The sequence below is a fragment of the Azospirillum sp. ST 5-10 genome (assembly GCF_051225715.1).
Lineage (GTDB): Bacteria > Pseudomonadota > Alphaproteobacteria > Azospirillales > Azospirillaceae > Azospirillum.
The window spans coordinates 50,112-67,996 of sequence record NZ_JBPJSP010000018.1 but is presented as its reverse complement, the minus strand read 5'-3'; the positions used below and the strand labels follow the sequence as shown (position 1 = coordinate 67,996).

15 protein-coding genes are annotated in these 17,885 nt (G+C 73.8%); 6 read left to right on the top strand and 9 right to left on the bottom strand.

All coding sequences use genetic code 11. The annotated features are described in order from the left end of the window. The first annotated feature begins 4 nt into the window (after positions 1-4). From ACSBPG_RS19525 to ACSBPG_RS19510, 4 genes are read left to right on the top strand one after another with little or no spacing between them, the layout of a single operon-like run. On the top strand, positions 5-958 hold the full coding sequence (locus ACSBPG_RS19525; protein WP_435538875.1) for a tagatose kinase: 954 nt from the start codon (positions 5-7) through the stop codon (positions 956-958). Beyond that, positions 955-2,241: a D-tagatose-bisphosphate aldolase, class II, non-catalytic subunit gene (locus ACSBPG_RS19520; protein WP_435538874.1), complete on the top strand. Its 1,287-nt coding sequence runs from the start codon at positions 955-957 to the stop codon at positions 2,239-2,241. Before ACSBPG_RS19525 ends, ACSBPG_RS19520 begins: the two co-directional genes overlap by 4 nt. Positions 2,242-2,287: 46 nt before the next feature. Then, positions 2,288-2,557, top strand: a complete 270-nt coding sequence (locus ACSBPG_RS19515) for a type II toxin-antitoxin system HigB family toxin (RefSeq protein WP_435538873.1) — start codon at positions 2,288-2,290, stop codon at positions 2,555-2,557. Between the two features lie 38 nt (positions 2,558-2,595). Next, entirely contained in the window at positions 2,596-2,970 is a 375-nt protein-coding gene (locus tag ACSBPG_RS19510) for a helix-turn-helix domain-containing protein (protein WP_435538872.1), read from the top strand. A 75-nt stretch (positions 2,971-3,045) separates the two neighbouring features. On the opposite strand, the gene ACSBPG_RS19505 is transcribed toward ACSBPG_RS19510, so the two are convergent. Both ACSBPG_RS19505 and ACSBPG_RS19500 read right to left on the bottom strand, forming a co-directional pair. Beyond that, positions 3,046-3,879, bottom strand: a complete 834-nt coding sequence (locus ACSBPG_RS19505) for a class II fructose-bisphosphate aldolase (RefSeq protein ID WP_435538871.1) — start codon at positions 3,877-3,879, stop codon at positions 3,046-3,048. A 63-nt stretch (positions 3,880-3,942) separates the two neighbouring features. Next, positions 3,943-6,714, bottom strand: a complete 2,772-nt coding sequence (locus ACSBPG_RS19500; protein WP_435538870.1) for an ATP-dependent DNA helicase — start codon at positions 6,712-6,714, stop codon at positions 3,943-3,945. A 144-nt stretch (positions 6,715-6,858) separates the two neighbouring features. On the opposite strand from ACSBPG_RS19500, the gene mtgA reads away from it, so the two are divergent. Next, positions 6,859-7,554, top strand: a complete 696-nt coding sequence (mtgA, locus tag ACSBPG_RS19495; RefSeq protein ID WP_435538869.1) for a monofunctional biosynthetic peptidoglycan transglycosylase — start codon at positions 6,859-6,861, stop codon at positions 7,552-7,554. Here mtgA and ACSBPG_RS19490 read toward each other — a convergent pair. The 6 genes from ACSBPG_RS19490 to ACSBPG_RS19465 all read right to left on the bottom strand — a co-directional run bounded on the left by ACSBPG_RS19490 (position 7,487) and on the right by ACSBPG_RS19465 (position 14,654). Next, on the bottom strand, positions 7,487-9,253 hold the full coding sequence (locus tag ACSBPG_RS19490; protein WP_435538868.1) for a PepSY-associated TM helix domain-containing protein: 1,767 nt from the start codon (positions 9,251-9,253) through the stop codon (positions 7,487-7,489). The genes mtgA and ACSBPG_RS19490 overlap by 68 nt on opposite strands. Before the next feature lie 12 nt (positions 9,254-9,265). Further along, a complete protein-coding gene (locus tag ACSBPG_RS19485) occupies positions 9,266-11,686 on the bottom strand; it encodes a TonB-dependent siderophore receptor (protein WP_435538867.1) in 2,421 nt (806 codons plus the stop codon). Positions 11,687-11,804: 118 nt separating this feature from the next. Beyond that, on the bottom strand, positions 11,805-12,779 hold the full coding sequence (locus ACSBPG_RS19480) for a FecR family protein (protein WP_435538866.1): 975 nt from the start codon (positions 12,777-12,779) through the stop codon (positions 11,805-11,807). Between the two features lie 19 nt (positions 12,780-12,798). After that, positions 12,799-13,323 carry a sigma-70 family RNA polymerase sigma factor gene (locus ACSBPG_RS19475; RefSeq protein WP_435538865.1) on the bottom strand — a complete coding sequence of 175 codons (525 nt, stop codon included), beginning with the start codon at positions 13,321-13,323 and terminating at the stop codon, positions 12,799-12,801. Positions 13,324-13,418: 95 nt separating this feature from the next. Further along, a complete protein-coding gene (locus ACSBPG_RS19470) occupies positions 13,419-13,802 on the bottom strand; it encodes a DMT family transporter (protein WP_435538864.1) in 384 nt (127 codons plus the stop codon). A 12-nt stretch (positions 13,803-13,814) separates the two neighbouring features. After that, entirely contained in the window at positions 13,815-14,654 is an 840-nt protein-coding gene (locus ACSBPG_RS19465) for a hypothetical protein (RefSeq protein WP_435538863.1), read from the bottom strand. 112 nt (positions 14,655-14,766) lie between these two features. On the opposite strand from ACSBPG_RS19465, the gene ACSBPG_RS19460 reads away from it, so the two are divergent. Beyond that, on the top strand, positions 14,767-16,335 hold the full coding sequence (locus ACSBPG_RS19460) for a lysine--tRNA ligase (RefSeq protein ID WP_435538862.1): 1,569 nt from the start codon (positions 14,767-14,769) through the stop codon (positions 16,333-16,335). A gap of 100 nt (positions 16,336-16,435) precedes the next feature. On the opposite strand, the gene oxlT is transcribed toward ACSBPG_RS19460, so the two are convergent. Then, entirely contained in the window at positions 16,436-17,737 is a 1,302-nt protein-coding gene (gene oxlT, locus ACSBPG_RS19455) for an oxalate/formate MFS antiporter (RefSeq protein ID WP_435538861.1), read from the bottom strand. Positions 17,738-17,885 lie beyond the last annotated feature (148 nt).

Below are 17,885 nucleotides of genomic sequence, written 5' to 3'. Positions count from 1 at the left end.
CCCCATGAAGACCATCGTCACCATCGGCGAGGTGCTCGTCGAGATCATGGCGGTCGAGCCGGGCCACGGCTTCCGCCGGCCGATCCCCCTGGTCGGCCCCTTCCCCTCGGGCGCGCCGGCGATCTTCATCGACCAGGTGGCCAAGCTGGGGCAGCCCTGCGGCATCGTCGCCTGCGTCGGCGACGACGATTTCGGCGCGCTGAACGTGGCGCGCCTGCGCGCCGACGGCGTCGACGTCTCGGCCATCGCCGTCGCCGCCGACGTCCCGACCGGCAGCGCCTTCGTGCGCTACCGCCCCGACGGCCAGCGCGACTTCGTCTTCAACATCAAGCACAGCGCCTGCGGCCGGATCGGGCCGACGCCGCAGGCGGCGGCACTGATCGCCCGCGCCGACCACCTCCACGTCATGGGCTCGGCCCTCGTCGCCGAGCCGGTCGTGGCGCTCATCCGCGACGCCCTCGACGCGGTCAAGGGCCGCGGCGGCACCGTCTCCTTCGACCCCAACATCCGCAAGGAGATGCTCGGGCTGCCCGGCCTGCACGACGCCCTGCTGCACGTCTTCCGGCACACCGACCTGTTCCTGCCGAGCGGCCCGGAGCTGTTCCTGTTCACCCGGGCGACCGAGGAGGACGCCGCCATCGCCGAGATCCTGGAGGGCGGCGTCCGGGCCGTCGTGGTCAAGCGCGGCGCCGCCGGCGCCAGCCACCACGACCGCGGCGGCAGCACCCGCGTCGCCGCCTTCCCCGTCGCCGAGGTCGATCCCACCGGGGCCGGCGACTGCTTCGGCGCGATCTTCGTGACGGCCTGGCTGCGCGGCCTCGAGCCCCGCCGCGCCCTGCTCCTGGCCAACGCCGGCGGGGCGCGGGCGGTCACCGTCAAGGGTCCCATGGAGGGGACTTCCACCGAGGCCGAACTCACCGCGTTCCTGGCGCGGCACAGCAACGGAGACGCGTCATGAGCACCACCCTTCTCGGCTCCTTCCCGGGCCGCCGGGCGGCCGGCGAACCGGTCGGCATCACCTCGGTGTGCTCGGCCCACCCGCTGGTGATCGAGGCGGCCCTGCGCCACGGCCGCGACGCCGGCGGCCCGGTGCTGATCGAGGCCACCTGCAACCAGGTGAACCAGGAGGGCGGCTACACCGGCATGACGCCGGCCGACTTCCGCCGCTTCGTCGAGGGCATCGCCGGCACGGTCGGCTTCGACACCGCGAACCTGATCCTCGGCGGCGACCATCTCGGCCCCAACCCGTGGAAGCACCTGCCGGCCGAGACGGCGATGGCGCGCGCCGAGGCGATGATCGACGCCTTCGTGCGGGCCGGCTTCACCAAGATCCACCTGGACACCAGCATGGGCTGCGCCGGCGAGGGGGCCGCCCTGCCCGATCCGGTGACGGCCGGCCGCGCCGCCCGTCTCGCCAAGGCCAGCGAGACCGCCGCCGCCGCGTCGGGCTTCGCCGCGCCGGTCTACGTCATCGGCACCGAGGTGCCGATCCCCGGCGGCGCGCTGGAGGCCATCGGCGAGCTCGCCGTGACCGCGCCGGCGGCGGCCCTGGCGACGGTGGAGGCGCACCGCCGCGCCTTCGCCGACCACGGCGCCGCGGCCGCCTTCGAGCGGGCGATCGGCGTCGTCGTGCAGCCCGGCGTCGAGTTCGGCAACGAGAACGTGGTGGTCTACCGGCCGGACCGGGCGGCGGCGCTCAGCGCCGCGCTGGAGCGCATGCCGCAGTTCGTGTTCGAGGCCCACTCCACCGACTACCAGCCGGCCTGGGCGCTGCGCCGGCTGGTGGCGGACGGCTTCGCCATCCTCAAGGTCGGGCCGGCCCTGACCTTCGCGCTCCGCGAGGCGCTCTACGGCCTCGACCACATCGCCGAGGCGCTGGACGGCGTCCCCGCGGAGCGCACCCTGCGCGCCGCCATGGAGCGGGTGATGACGGCCGACCCCCGGGAGTGGGCGAAGTACTGCCACGGCACCCCGGCGGAGCAGCGGCTGCAGCGCCACTTCAGCTACTCCGACCGCATCCGCTACTACTGGCCGCAGGCCGACGCGGCGGCGGCCGTGGACGCCCTGTTCCGCCGCCTGGAGGGCCGGACGCTGCCGGAGACGCTGGTCAGCCAATACCTCGCCGCCCTCTACCCCGAGGTCGCCGAGGGCCGGCTGCCGGCGACGGCGCGGGAGCTGGCCGTCGCCGCGGTGCGCCGGGTGCTCGCCGTCTATGGCGCGGCGACGCGGGCACCGGATTGATCCGGCCCCGCCTGCTCCCATATTGGGAGAGCGCTACAGTCGGCGCATGCGGATCATCGCCTACCGGACGTTGCGCGATCATTGGGAGACACCCGGCCGCGCCGACAGCCGAGCCCCCCTGGTGCAGTGGTTCGCGATCACCGAGAAGGCGGACTGGGGCAGCCCGTCGCAGCTCAAAGACCAGTTCCGCACCGCGAGCTTCGTCGGCGAGCGCGTCGTCTTCAAGATCGCGAGCAACAAGTACCGCCTCGTCGTGGTCATCAAGTACCGTTGGCGCATGGTCTATGTCCGCTTGATCGGCACCCATGCCGAATAGGACGATCTGATCCGGCAGGGCCGGCTGGAGAGCATCTGATGGATGTGACGCCGATCAAGACCGACGACGATTTCCGGGCGACGCTCGCCGAGACCGAACGGCTGTGGGACGCCGATCCAGACACCCCGGACGGCGACCGCCTGGACGTCCTGATGACGCTGGTGGAGGCCTACGAGCGCCGCCATCATCCGATGCCTCCGGCCGATCCGATCGCGGCCATCGAATTCATGATGGAGCAGCGCGGCATGACCCGCGCCGACCTGGAGCCGATCATCGGGTCGAGCGGGCGCGTCTCCGAAGTCCTCAACCGCCGCCGGGCGCTGTCGCTGTCGATGATCCGGCGCCTGTCCGAGGCCTTGTGCATCCCGCCGGAGATCCTGATCCGGCCCTACGCGCTGAATCGCGCCGCTTAGAGCGGGATCGCTTTTGGCCGGAGGCCGGAAGCGATCCCGCTCTAGAGCCCCCCGCATCCGCCGGACGGGCCCTGCTCAGGCGCGCCCGGCGCTGCCCAAGAGGTCCATCAGCCGCATCGCCTCGCCGGTCGTCGCCTCGTGGGCCCGCATCGTCAGGGCGACGTGGTCGCTGCCCTCGAAGGCCGCCGCCGCCTCGCCCAGCGCGCGGATGAAGACGCGGCGCAGGCGGGTGGCGATGTTCACCTTACACACCGCCGAGCGCGCCACCCGCGGCAGGTCCTCGTCGCGCACGCCGCTGGAGCCGTGCAGGACGAGCGGCGCCGGCACCCGCGCGCTCAGCGCGTCCAGCGCGTCGAAGCGCAGCGGCGCGTCGCGGGTCTGCATGCCGTGGCGCGTGCCCACCGCCACCGCCAGCGCGTCGACCCCGGTGGCGTCGAGGAAGGCCAGCGCCTCCTCGGGCGTGGTGACGACCTCGCGGTCCCCCTCCCCTTTCGCCACGTGGCCGATCTCCGCCTCGACCGACACGCCGTAGGCGCCGGCCACCGCCTTGACCACCCGGGTGGTCTCGACGTTGCGCTCCACCGGCAGCCGGGAGCCGTCGTACATGACGGAGTCGTAGCCGAGCCGGATGGCGTCGCAAATCGACCGCAGCTCCTCGCCGTGGTCGAGGTGCACGGCGACCGGCACGCCGGCGGGACGCGCCGCGGTCTCGGCCATGGCGTAGGCGAGCGGCAGCCCGTTGTGGCGGATGCAGGTGCCCGAGGTCTGGAGGATCAGCGGCGAGCGCGCCCGCTCGGCCGCCGCCACCAGGGCGAGGGCGTCCTGGTAGGTCCACAGGTTGAAGGCCGGCACGGCGTAGCCGCCGGACCGGGCGTCCGTCAGGAGCTCGGCGAGGGAGACGCGGGGCATGGGCCGCTCGTTCGTCCGCGACGTCGTCCCAGCATACCCGACCTCCCGCCGCCCCGCGCCCGCTCAGTCCGCAAGGAACTCCCGCGTCACCCGCACGGCTTCCTTGAGGCCGACGCGGCGGACCTCGACGCCCTCGGGGAAGGCGCCGAACAGGCGGCTCGGCATCATCGGGTCGAGCAGGACGAAGACGCCCACGTCGTCGGCGCGGCGCACCAGCCGGCCGAAGGCCTGCTTCAGGCGCAGCCGCGCGATCATGTCCTCGTAGCGGCGCCGGCCGAAGGCGTCGCGCCGGGCGCGGTGGAGGATGTCGGGGCGCGGCCACGGCACCCGGTCGAAGACGATCAGGCGCAGGCTGCGCCCCGGCACGTCGACGCCGTCGCGCACCGCGTCGGTGCCGAGCAGGCAGGCGTGCTCCTCGCCGCGGAAGATGTCGATCAGGGTGGCGACGTCGAGCGGGTCGACGTGCTGGGCGTAGAGCGGGAACCCCGCCTCGTCGAGCGGGGCGACGATGCGGTCGTAGACGGCGCGCAGCCGGCTGATCGCGGTGAACAGGCCGAGGCCGCCGCCGCGGGCCGCCAGGAACAGCTCGCGGTAGGCCGCCGCCACCTGCCCGAGGTCGTCCTTGCGCACGTCGGTGACCACCAGGACGCGGGTGTGGGCGCGGTAGTCGAAGGGCGACGGCACCTGGGCGCGCAGGGCCGGGCGCGGCAGGTGGCTGGCGCCGCTGCGGTCCTCGGCGGCGCGCCAGTCCAGCGCCACGTCGCCGGTGCCGTCGGTCAGGGTCGCCGAGGTCACCACCATGCCGTGGGCCTGCGCCCCCAGCGCCTCGGCGAAGGGCACGGTGGGATCGACCCAGTGGCGGTACAGGCCGACATCGACGTCGCGGCCGTCCTGGCGCTCCAGGGCGAACCAGTCGACGTACTCGATCGGCGGGGCGGCCTTCAGCGCCAGCAGCATGGCGCGCCAGCCCTCCACCGTCAGCACGCCGCGGCGCTGCAGGCTGCGCGCGAGCGCGTCGATGCGGCGGCGCTGGTCGGGGTCGAGCTCGGCCGCCCCCTCGTCCTCGAGCCGCTGGGCGAGGCGCCGGGCGAGGCCGGCCAGCGGTTCGGACAGGCGGGCCAGTGCCGCCTCCAGCGCGTCGGCCGCGGCGGGCAGGCCGTCGACGGGGTGTTCGGTGTCGGCCTCCAGGCTGTAGGGACCGTCCTGGCCGGCGGCGCGGGCGCGCACCTGCTCGCGCACGGTCAGCAGGAAGCGCTCGGTCGGCCCGTGCGGGTTCTCCGCCATCAGCCGCGCCGGCCAGCCGTCGGCGGGCAGCGCCCGCGCCGCCTCCAGGACGGCGTCGAGCAGCGCCTCGGCCTCGCCGTCGCCGGCCACCAGGTCCTCCAGCCGGCGCTTCAGGCCGCGCGCCCGGCTGCGCCCGCCCTCGGTCTCCGCCCCGACCAGCCAGCGCCGCAGCTCGTGGGTCTCGCGCCCCGTCAGATGGCCGCAGAAGGCGTTGTCGGCGGCATCGAAGACGTGGTGCCCCTCGTCGAAGACGTAGCGCGTCGGCAGCGCCATCTCGTCGCCGCCGCCAAGCGCCGCCTGCACCATCACCAGCGCGTGGTTGGCGATCACCACCTCGGCCCGGCGGGCGCGGCGGATGCTCTTCTCGATGAAGCACTTGGCGTAATGGTCGCAGGACGAGTAGATGCACTCGCCGCGGCGGTCGGCGAGGCCCAGGGTGTGCGGCCGGCCGAGCAGGTCGACCAGCCAGCCCGGGAAGTCGCCGCCGGTGAGGTCGCCGTCGCGGGTGGCGCCGGCCCAGCGCACCATCAGCCCCACCGCCACCGCAGCGTGGGGCGAGGCGAACAGGCCGCGCACCGCGTCCTCCAGGTTCAGCAGGCACAGGTAGTTCTCCCGCCCCTTGCGCACGACGACCCGGCGCGCCTTGTCGGCCGGGTCGGGGAACAGGCGGTCGAGCTCGGTGTCGATCTGGTGCTGCAGGTTGCGGGTGTAGGTGGAGATCCACACGGTGCCGCCGTTCTTCTGCGCCCACACCGTGGCGGGGGCGAGATAGCCCAGGGTCTTGCCCACCCCCGTCCCGGCCTCGGCCAGCACGACGTTGGGCGTCTCCGGCGCCGGGCGCGGCGCGAAGGCGGCGGCGACGGCGCTGGCGTAGTCGGCCTGCTGGGGCCGCGGCTCCGCCGCCTTGCCGGGAACGGATGCCGCCAGCATCTCGGCGAGGCGCCGGCGCGCCTCCTCGGGGTCGACCGGGCTCTGGCGCGGCGGCGGTTCGGGCGGACCCTCCTGCCACTCCTTGAGGCGGGTCCACACGCGGAAGCCGTCCAGCGCGCGGCCCCGCTGCGGCCCGTCGGGACGGCCGAGCGCCGCCAGCACCGGCGCCGCCCACGGCCAGCCGGCCCGCCCCATCTCCCAGGCCACGGCCACCGCCTCCGCCGCGTCGGCACGGCCGGGGGCGGCCAGCAGGCCGAGCAGCCGGCGCACCGCCCGCTGCAGGGCGACGGCGTCGGCCTCCGCCCCGTCGGGAACCGGCAGGTCGAGCGCCTCGGCCAGGCCGCGCGGCGTCGGCACGCAGAAGCTGGCGGGCTTGACGAAGGCGAACAGCTCCAGCACGTCCAGCGCCGGGAACGCTTCCGCCAGGCCGAGACGGCGGGCGACGGCGCGGGTGTGGCAGAGGATCGGCGGCGCGCGGCGCACCCGCGCCGCCGCGTCGGCGGGGCCGAGGGTCTCCACCTCGCCGTCGGCGCTCAGCCACACCACGTGCCGCGGCCCCGCCACGATGGCGGGCGCCTCGGCGAGCGCGCGGTAACCGGCGGGGACGGGGGCCATGTTCATGGCTGCGGAGTATAGGGAACGGGCGTGGAGCAAAGCGAGCGCCACGAACGTGCCGGCACGGGACGGCGGCACGGGACGGTTGACCTCGGGCCGGCGACACCCGACGTTGGCGAGGGACGGACCGGCGGCGGGCGCGAGGAGACCTTGGCGGCATTGAAACGGCGACTTGGACGCGCGGCGCTGGCGGCGGCGCTGGCCCTGGCCGCCGTCAGCGTCGGCTGGGTGATGCTGTACCGGGTCGTGCCGCCCCCGGCCACCGCGCTGATGCTGCTGCGCGCCGCCGGCGGCGCCGGGATCGCGCGCGACTGGGTGGCGCTGGACGCCGTCTCCCCCAACCTGGTGCGCGCCGTCATCGCCTCGGAGGATTCCAAGTTCTGCCGCCACCACGGCTTCGACTTCGCGGCCATCGAGGCGGCGTTGGCCGACAACGAGGAGGGCGGCGGCCTCAAGGGGGCCTCGACGATCTCCATGCAGACCGCCAAGAACGCCTTCCTGTGGCCGGACCGCACCTGGCTGCGCAAGGGGGTGGAGGCGTGGTTCACCGTGCTGATCGAGGCGTTGTGGCCGAAGGCCCGCATCCTCGAGGTCTACCTGAACGTCGCCGAGTGGGGCGACGGCGTGTACGGCGCCGAGGCCGCCGCCCGCGCCCATTTCGGCAAGCCGGCGGCGGCCCTGTCGTCGCGCGAGGCGGCCCTGCTGGCGGTGACGCTGCCCAACCCGCTGGGGCGCGACCCGGCCCGGCCCAGCGGCTACGTGGCGCGCCGTGCCGGCATCATCCAGCAGCGCATGGCGGTGGTGGCGCGCGACGGTCTGGACGACTGCGCACGCACCGCGGAGTGACGGCGTCCCCCCGCCCCGGCGGGCCCGCCAGCAGCCACAGCCACCCCGCCAGCGGAACCGCCAGGCCGAGGAGGAAGAGGGTGACGACGGCGACCTCCCCGGCCGCCAGTCCCCCGGCTGGGGGCAGGGGGACGAGCGACACCGCGGGAGCGTGGAGCGGCAGCGACAACCGGTGGCTCCGCCCCGCCCAATCCTCCATGCGCACGTGGAGCCGGCAGCCGGGGCCGCAGTCGGCGACCCGCGCCCACACCCGGTCGACCAGCCGCCGGACCGCCGGCCCCTCGCCGTCCGGCGGCCCGCCCTCGCCGGTCCACACCGCCACCCCGGCGGCGTTGGCCGTGCCGCCGCCACCGACGCCGATGCGCAAGGCCACGTCCACCGTGCCCGGCGGGGCCGCCGGAGCGAAGCGCCGCTCCGCCGCCACCGTCCAGGGGCCGAGGCTCCCCTGCCCCAGCGGCACCAGCGCCGCCGGCGCCTGCGCCATCCGCAGCGCGCCGCCGCCGTAGGCCCAGGTGCCGGCCACCGCGGCCACCACCACGACCGCGGCCGGCAGCGCCGCCGCCAGCGCCGCGAGCGGCCGGAAGGCCGTGCCGCCCGCGGCCCGCAGCCGCAGCCAGGCGCCGCCGAGGCCGGCGAGGATGCCGGCGCACAGCGCCAGCCCGGCGGCGAACCAGAGGAGGCGGCCGGGCAGCCCGGCGAAAGTGCCGAAATGCAGGGGATCGGCCGTCTCGACCCAGCGCTCGGCGAGGCCGAGGTCCTCGCCGCGGCGGACGTCCAGCACCGCCCCACTGTAGGGGTCGAGGCGGACCTGGTTGGCGCGGTCGCGCACCAGCCACGCCGCGGCCTGCCCGGTCAGGGTGAGCGGGTCGCCGGGCCGCACCGGCAGGGCGATGCGCGTGACCTCCAGGCCGGGAAGGGCGGCGGCGGCGATCGCCGCGGCGCGGTCCAGGTCGATGGGCGCCAGCACCGCCGGGCGGTCGCGCAGCGCCGCCGCCTCCAGCCGCAGTGGACGCGGTCCCGCGGGCAGGGCGCCGGTGCCGTCCAGCGCCGTCTCCGCCAGGTACCACAGGCCGGTCAGGCACAGCAGGGCGGTGACGGGCAGCGCCCACAGGCCGGCGAGCCGGTGCAGGTCGGACCACAGCAGGCGCGGGCTGCGTCCCACCCGCAGGGTCGTCAACGCCCGCCGCCATCGCGCCAGCGACAGCCATCCGGCGACGGCACCCGCCAGCAGCGGCAGCGCCAGCGCCCCCACCAGCAGCGTGCCGTGCACCCCCATCACCGACGGCACGATGTAGAGCTGCTTGTGGAAGATGCGCAGGAAGGCGGCGACGCCGAAGTTGCTGCGCTGGCCCTGCACCCGGCCGGTGGCGGGGTCCACGGGCACCCGCCGGACGTCCTCCGGGCCGTAGGCGACCGCGGCAAGCGCCGCCGACCGCGGCCCGTCGGCAGCCGCCAGCGCCAGCACCGCGGCGTGGGGATGGGCCGCCGCCACCGCGTCGTGCAGCCTCTGCCACGACGGCGGCGGCCGCCCGCCCGACGATGGCGGATCGACGCGCAGGGACGGGTCGGCCAGCCGGTTCAGCTCCGGCCCGAACACCGCCACGGTGCCGGAGAAGCACACGACGAACAGCAGCCATCCCAGATGCAGGCCGATCCAGGCGTGCAGGCGGAACAGCGCCCTGCGGCGGTTTCCCGTCATCGCTGCGCGGCCTCAGAAGCGCACCGTCAGCGAGCCGACCACCGTCAGCGGCTGGCCGGGGTGGGCGATGGCGCGGTCGCTGGCGCGTGCGACGTAGTCGCGGCCCAGCAGATTGTAGACGTTGACGCCGAGGCGCAGCGTCTCCCAGTCGTACCAGGCCGCGGCGTCGACCACGGCGTAGGGGTCCAGCCGCACGTCGGTGTCGAACTGCGCGGTGCTGGCCCCGACGTAGCGCACGCCGCCGCCGACGCCGAAGCCGTCCAGCCCGCTCCCCTCGCCGAAGCGGTAGGTGAGCCACAGCCGCGCCTTGTGCTTCGGCACGCCGCCCAGCGGCTGCCCGACCATGGCGGGGTCGTCGGCGTTCTCGAGAACCTCGGTGTCGGTGTAGCTGTAGGTGGCGACCACCGACAGCCGGTCGGTCAGCGCGCCCGTCAGGTCGAACTCGACCCCCTGGCTGCGCTCCTCCACGCCGGGGAAATAGGCGAGCTGCCCGGTGGCGTTGAACAGCGGCCGGTCGAGGACGGCGACGTTCGTCTTCTCGATGCGAAACACCGACGCCGTCGCCAGCAGGCGCTCGTCGAAGAAGGCGCTCTTGACCCCCGCCTCGTACTGCACCCCCGTCTCGGGATCGAGCGCCGCCCCTCCGGCGTCGAGGGTGCCCGGCGCCTGGGGCTGGAACGACTGGCTGACGCTGGCGTAGGCCGAGTGCTGCGGCGTCACCCGGTAGAGCAGGCCGGCACGCCCCGAGAAGGCCTGGTCCCGGACGTCCGGCGCCGCCACGCCGTCGGTCTCGCTCTCCTGCCGGACCACGTCGTAGCGCCCGCCCACCAGCAGCTTGAGCCGCCCGCCGTCGAGCAGCGAGAGCTGGTCCTGGACGTAGAGGCCGGCCCAGCGGGTGGTGCCGAGGATGGCCTCCCGCGGCTGGTCGGCGGGCGGGTCGAAATGGACGTCGGGATCGTCGGACACGACCACCGCCGGGACGTTCTGGCGGTAGCGGCGGAAGTCGGAATCCTGGGCCAGCAACTCGGCGCCCAGCAGCAGCGTGTGGTCCACCGCCCCGGTGGCGAACTTGGCCGTGGCGTCGAGGACGAACTGCGCCTCGTCGTCCTGGCGGTCCTCGTTCTGGTAGCGCAACGCCAGCATGGTGCGCCCGCCGGCCTCGCCGACGCCGCGCGGGCGCAGCGACTCGTTCTCGGCGCGGGCGCGATGGAGCTGGAGCTGGTTGCGCAGGGTCCAGACCGGATCGACCTCGTAGGTGAACTGGTAGCTGGCGGCGTAATCCTCGATCGTCCGCCCGTCCAGGTCGGGGTCGCCGAAGAAGGTTGACTCGTCCGCCAGCGGATTGCCGTCCGCGTCCAGGGGGATGCCGGAGTCGTAGGGCTGGGTCTCGCGGACGTAGGAGGCGTCGAGCAGCAGCTCCGTCCGGTCGGTCGGCAGCCACAGGAGGCTCGGGGCAACGGCCGTCCGGCGCAGCTCGATGTCGTCGCGGAAGGAGTCGGCGTTGGTGTAGGCAAGGTTCAGGCGGTACAGAAGCGACCCGTCCGCGGCGAGCGGCCCGGTGCTGTCGGCGGTGGTCCGCAGAAAGGCCTCGCTGCCCACCTGCTGCTCGAGCTCGTGGCGGGCGGTGGGCAACGGGCGCTTGGTGACGAGGTTGACGGTGCCGCCGGGTTCCAGCGCGCCATAGAGGATCGAGGCCGGTCCCTTGAGCACCTCCACCCGCTCGACGTTGACCAGGTCGACCGCGCCGACCTGGGTCGAGCGCAGGCCGTTGCGCAGCAGGGTCGGCGATTCGAAGCCGCGGACGATGGGCAGCACCTCGGTCTGCGCGTTCAAGGTGTTGCCGGCCTGGGCGACGCCGCTGACGTTCTCGTAGACGTCCTTCAGGCTCAGCGCGCCCTGGTCCTCGATGACGTCGCGCGGCACCACCTGCACCGAGGCGGGCAGCTCCAGGACCGGCGTGTCGGTCTTGGTCGCCGTCAGGCTGCGGTGCGCCAGATAGCCCTCCACCGGCCCGGTCGCGGTCTCGGCGACGCCGTGGCGCGCCTCGACGGTCACCGGGTCGAGGTGCAGGGCGCCGGATTCCGGCGCGGCGCGCGACAGCACGACCGTCCGGTCGCCGCTGAAGCGCCAGGCGATGCCGGTTCCGGCCAGCAGCCGGGCCAGCGCCTCGTCCACCGTGTAGGTGCCGCGCACCGCCCGCGCCTCGGCCGCGGCGGCCGCCGCCGCGTCGACCGAGACCTGCAGGCCGGCTTGGCGGCCGAACGCGTTGAGGGCCGATGCCAGCGGTTGCGCCGGGACGTCGAAGCGGATGCGGCGCTCGTCCGGCCGCTCCTCGGCCGTCCCGGCCGTCTGCGCCCACCCCGGCGCTCCGCCCGCCAGCGCCGCCAGCGCCACCACCACCGGCCACGCCCTCGCCCCCCGGTTCCACCGCATCGTCCAGTTCCCCTCGCCCTGTGCCGTCAAACGCGAATGCCTTGCATTCGCGCAATTGCGGGAAGGACGAGGAGCGGGCGTTTTCTTTTCACGCGGCGGCGAACTTTTTTTCGGACGCTCAGGAGCCGGTCAGCACGTGCAGCAGCGGCGTGACCACCGTCACCCGTCCGCCGACCGGCTCGACCAGCGCGCGCAACGCCCGGTCCGGGTCGTGCAGGTCGAACAGGCCGGTCACGCGGCGGCCCGCCAGCGCGTCGTCGGCGACGACGATCCAGCCGGGGTGGAAGCGCCGCAGTTCCTCGACCACCTCGGTCACGGTGGCGTCGGCGACGAAAAGGCGACCGTCGCGCCACAACGCCACCGCATCGGGCTCCAGCCGGCCGCGGCTCACCCGCCCCGAGACGCGGTCGACCGCCACCCGATCGCCGGGGCCGAGGCGGGCGTCCAGCGCCGGGCCGCCGCCGTCGAAACGCACGTCCACGGCGCCGCGCTGCACCTCCACCGCCAGCACCGCCCCGTCGAAACGCACGTCGAAGGCGGTGCCGACCACGGTCACCGTCAGGCCGCCGGCCTCCACCGTGAACGGGCGGTCGGGGTTCGCCGTCACCTCGAAGAACGCGTCGCCGCCGAGCAGGGTCACCGTCCGCCGTTCCGCCGTGAAGCGGGCGTCGACGGCGCTGTGCGGCGCCAGGTGCACCGTGCTGCCGTCCGCCAGCACCACCCGTTCCGCGGCGGCGGCCGTGCTGTGCTCCGCCCGCAGGCGCCGCTCCAGCGACGGGGCCAGCACCAGGACGAGGCAGGCGGCCAGGGCCGCCAGCCCCAGCCACGGCGCGGCACGGCGCGGGCGGAGGGGCGCCGGTCCCGGTGCCGGTGCCGGCAAGTGCGGCCAGTGGGCCGTGGTTTCCGGCGGCACCTCGCCGAGCAGTTGCCATGCCGCACGGGCCTGCTTCCAGGCGCGCCGGCGGTCGGGATGGACCGCCAGCCAGCGCTCGAACTCGGCGCGCAGCGCCTCGTCCTGCGGCGCGTCGCGCAGACGCAGGAGCCAGTCGGTGGCGTCCTCGACGTTCCGGATATGGGCTTCGTCGCCGGCCATGATCACCCCGCGCTCCGCGTCACGGTCCGTCTCCTGCGCCGGGGTCGAGCCGGCCGGCGATGCGCACCACGGCGTTGCGGACGAGACGGTGGGCGGTGGTGACGGACACGCCGAGGTGCTCGGCGATCTCTTCCAACGTGTAGCCGCCGAACCGGTGCATCTCCACCGCCATGCGGGCATCCGCCGACAGTTCGGCAAGCGCCGCGGCCAGCCGCTCCACGTCCTGGCGGTGCTGCATCTCCTGCTCCGGCGTTCGCGGTGCGGCGGGGACCATCCACCACGCGGGCTCGGCGTCCCGGCGCCGGTGCTCCAGCGAGCGGCGCCGCGTCCAGTCGAGGGCGAGGTTGCGCACGACCCGGTAGAGATAGGCGAGGGGCTGGTCCATCGCCGCCTCGGCGCGGCCGGCGGCGGCCACGAAGCGAAGGAACGCCTCCTGCACCACGTCCTCCGCCCGCGTCCGGTCGCCGACGATGGGCGTGGCGTAGTCGACCAGGGCGGCCCGGTGGGCCAGGAACAGCGCCAGCTTGCCGGTGTCGTCGGTCACGGTGTCGGGCCACGTCGGGGGCGGAGATCGTCCGTCACCCTACGGCAAATGCGAACGATTATCAATCGCCTCCGACCGCACGGCCGTCGGCGTCCCTACAGCGCCCGGTCGGCGAGGTTGAGGCTGACCACCCCGGCGACGATGAGGGCCAGCCCGGCGACCTTGGCGGCACTGACCGACTCGCCGAACACGATGATGCCGAGCACGGCGATGGCGGCGGTGCCGACCGCCGACCAGATGGCGTAGGCGATGCCCACCTCGAGCGTCTTCAGGGTCAGCGCCAGCAGGGTGAAGGACACGGCGTAGCAGCCGAGCACGACGACGCTCGGCCACAGCCGGCTCATGCCGTCGGACATCTTGAGGAAGACGGTGCCGGTCACCTCGAAGACGATGGCGACCGACAGGAAGATCCAGCCCATGACGTGCGGCCCCCGGTTGACGCGGCGCGCCACAGTCGCCGAGACGGCGGCGCCGGGCAAGTCCGCCTTCGGTCATGCCTGCCCTCCGCCGCCCGCCCGCAGGATGCGGCGCAGCAGCGCCGACACGGCCCGCAGCAGCAGCCACGCCACGCCGAGCGGCAGCAGCACCGTCTCCACCAGGAAGATGGCGATCAGGGCGACGATGGCGTCGAGGATGGCGCGGCCGTCGCGCCAGATGCGCCGCACCCAGTCCTCCAGGTCGGCGCGGCCCGGCATCGCCTCCAGCAGGCCGCCGTCCTCCGTCAGCGCCTCGGGCCCCGGCTCGCTGGCGGCGAACAGCGCGATGCGCTCCTGGGCCGCGGCGTAGCGCTCCTGCAGGTAGGCCCGCGACACCGTCTCCACCGACAGCAGGGCCAGCGGCACGACGACCTTGGCCGCCGTCGCCAGCACCAGGACCGCCAGGAGCGCCCGCCCGGCGGGCGTGCCCAGCGTGCCCCGCCCCAGGCGCAGCGCCAGCACCCCCGCCAGCGGCACGCCCAGCAGGAGCAGGGCCGGCAGGTCGCCGACGATCTGCAGCGCCAGGCGCTCGACGGCGATGGCGGCGACCGCCCCCAGCATGACCGCGGAGAACTGCTCGACCACGTCGTCGAGGGGATCGAGCACCTGGCCCGGCCCGATCTGCGCCACGACGATGGAGACGTCCGTCGAGGCGAGCACCGACAGGGCGGCGTTCAGGCCGCGGGCGGCGGCGAAGGTGGCGAGCGCGCGCTCCTGGAGCGTGCCGAGGTAGCCGTCGGCGCGTTCGGCCGCCACGGTCTCGACGGCGACCAGCAGGGCCATGCCGGCCAGCAGCGCCAGCACCGCCGCGGCCCGTCGGCCCGGCCGCCGCAGGCGGCTCCACGCCTCGTCCATGCCCGCTCCCCCACGTCCTTGCGCCCGTCCTCGCGCGGAATTGACCTCCACGCCCAACCGCCCTAGGGTCGCGCGTCCGGTGGACGAGGGAAATGGAAAAGGATCGCGGGCGATGACGAGCGAACGGGAACTGGCACTGCAGGCGAAGGCGTGGCCGTTCGAGGAAGCGCGCAAGCTGGTGGCGCGCTTCGCCAAGACGCCGCCCGCCAAAGGCTACGTCCTGTTCGAGACGGGCTACGGCCCCTCGGGCCTGCCGCACATCGGCACCTTCGGCGAGGTGGTGCGCACCACCATGGTGCGCCATGCCTTCCAGTCCATGAGCGACCTGCCGACCCGGCTGTTCTGCTTCTCCGACGACATGGACGGCCTGCGCAAGGTGCCGGACAACATCCCCAACCGGGAGATGGTGGCGCAGCACCTGGGCAAGCCGCTGACCCGGGTGCCCGACCCGTTCGGCACGCACGAGAGCTTCGGCGCCCACAACAACGCGCGCCTGCGCGCCTTCCTCGACGGCTTCGGCTTCGAGTACGAGTTCCAGTCCTCCACCGACTGGTACACCTCGGGCCGCTTCGACGAGGCGCTGCTGAAGGTGCTGCGCCACTACGACGAGATCATGGCGGTGATGCTGCCGACGCTCGGCGAGGAGCGGCAGCAGAGCTACAGCCCGTTCCTGCCGGTCTCGCCCTCCACCGGCCGCGTCCTGCAGGTGCCGATCCTGGAGCGCGACGCGGATGCCGGCACCATCGTCTTCGAGGACGAGGACGGCCGCAAGGTCGAGACGCCGGTGACCGGCGGTGCGGTCAAGCTGCAGTGGAAGCCCGACTGGGGCATGCGCTGGTACGCGCTGGGCGTCGACTACGAGATGTCGGGCAAGGACCTGATCCCCTCGGTGGAGCTGGCCGGCAAGATCGTCCGCATCCTCGGCGGCACGCCGCCGGAGGGGTTCAACTACGAGCTCTTCCTCGACGACAAGGGCCAGAAGATCTCCAAGTCCAAGGGCAACGGCCTGACGGTGGAGGAGTGGCTGGCCTACGCCCCGCCGGAGAGCCTGGCCCTCTACATGTTCCAGAAGCCGAGGACGGCCAAGCGGCTGTTCTTCGACGTCATCCCGCGGGCGGTGGACGAGTACATCGCCTTCACCTCCAAGTTCCCGGCGGAGGAGCCGGCCAAGCGGCTGGAGAACCCGGCCTGGCACATCCACGGCGGCACCCCGCCGGAGGTCCGCGCCGACCTCAGCTTCGGCCTGCTCCTGAACCTCGCCGGGGTGGCCAACGCCGAGACCAAGGAGGTGATGTGGGGCTTCATCTCCCGCTACGCGCCGGAGGCGACGCCGGCCAACAGCCCGTTCCTCGACACGCTGGCCGGCTACGCCGTCCGCTACTACCAGGATTTCGTGAAGCCGACGAAGGCCTTCCGCGCGCCGACCGAGCAGGAGCGCGCGGCTCTGGCCGACCTGGTGACGGCGCTCGACGGCCTGCCGGCCGGTGCCGACGCGGCGACCATCCAGAACGAGGTGTTCGAGGTCGGCAAGCGCCACGGCTTCGCCGAGCTCAGGGCGTGGTTCGGGGCGCTCTACGAGGTACTGCTGGGGCAGAGCACGGGGCCGCGCATGGGCTCCTTCATCGAGCTCTACGGCCTCGACGAGACCAAGGCGCTGGTCCGCGCGAAGCTGGCGCAGTGACGGCGAAGGCGCCGACCGGGACCGGTGCGGCGCCTCCGACCGATCGGCGGGCGCCGGTCCGCAGCGTCTGGCGGACCGGCGCCCACGGCTCCCGATCGCGTTACTCCGCGGCTTCCACCACCAGCTTGCCGGCGAGCGGCGTGGTGGCGGCCTGGCGCTGGCGCATCGGCTTCAGCACGAAGACCGCCATGAGGGCGGCGATGCCGTTGACCGCGGCGGCGAAGACGAACACCGCCTGCCAGCTGCCGGTGGCCGACACGGCGACGTTGGCGAAGGGCACCACCAGCGAGGCCGTGCCCTTGGCGGTGTACAGCAGGCCGGCGTTGGTGGTGGCGAACTTCGAGCCGAAGGTGTCGCCGCAGCAGGCCGGGAACAGGCTGTAGATCTCGCCCCAGGCGAAGAACACGAGACCGGTCAGGACGACGAAGGCGACGGGGTGGTGGCCCCACTCGTTCAGCGCCAGGATGCCGACGCACTCCAGGGCGAAGGCGATGAACATGGTGTTCTCGCGGCCGATGTTGTCCGACACCCAGCCGAAGAAGGGACGCGTCAGGCCGTTGAGCACGCGGTCGATGGAGAGCGCGAAGGTGAGCGCCGGCAGGGTCAGGCCGAGGAGGCTGACCGGCGTGTGGTCGAGGCCGAAGTCCTTGGCGATCGGGCCGAGCTGGGCGGTCGCCATCAGACCGCCGGCGGCGACCATGACGAACATGACGTACATCACCCAGAACGTCGGCGTGCGCAGCATCTGCGCCGGGGTGTAGCTCTCGCGGGTCTGGTTCACCGCGCCCTTGGTGATCTCCGGCACCTGCCCGGCCTTGGGCGAGGCGAGCAGCCAGGCCAGCGCGAAGACGATCAGCCCCTGCCCCAGGCCGAAGGTCAGGAAGGTGGCCTCGTATCCCGAGGCTTCGATCATGTTGGCGATGGGGACGATGGTCACCGCCGATCCCGCGCCGAAGCCGGCGGCGGTCAGCCCGGCCGCCAGGCCGCGGCGGTCGGGGAACCACTTCAGCGCGTTGCCGACGCAGGTGCCGTAGACGCTGCCGGCGCCGACGCCGCCGACGGCCGCACCGACGTACAGCAGGAACAGCGAGTCGGCGAAGGAATTGATGGTCCACGAGACGGCGCAGAGGATGCCGCCGATCAGCACGACGATGCGCGGGCCGAACTTGTCGACGAACCACCCCTCGACCGGGACCAGCCAGGTCTCGGTGACGACGAAGATGGTGAAGGCGACCTGAATGGCGGCGCGGCCCCATTCATGCTTCTCGTTGATCGGCGCGACGAAAAGCGTCCAGCCGTACTGCAGGTTCGCGATCATCGACATGCAGATGACCCCAATGAACAGCTGGAGCCACCGGCCGCCGAAGGGGCCCTTGGTACCCTCCCTAGGGGCCTGGTGCATTTGCCTTCTCCTTGGTTGCGGTGCTTGTCTCTGGGTCAGGCGGTGCTTCGTTTCCGGCTTCTTGTCTCGGGGCGGCGTCGAGCCGGTGCCGTCACCCCGTTCGCTCTCGTCTGCGGTGTCGATCGGACGCGTCGTCGCCGACGGCGTC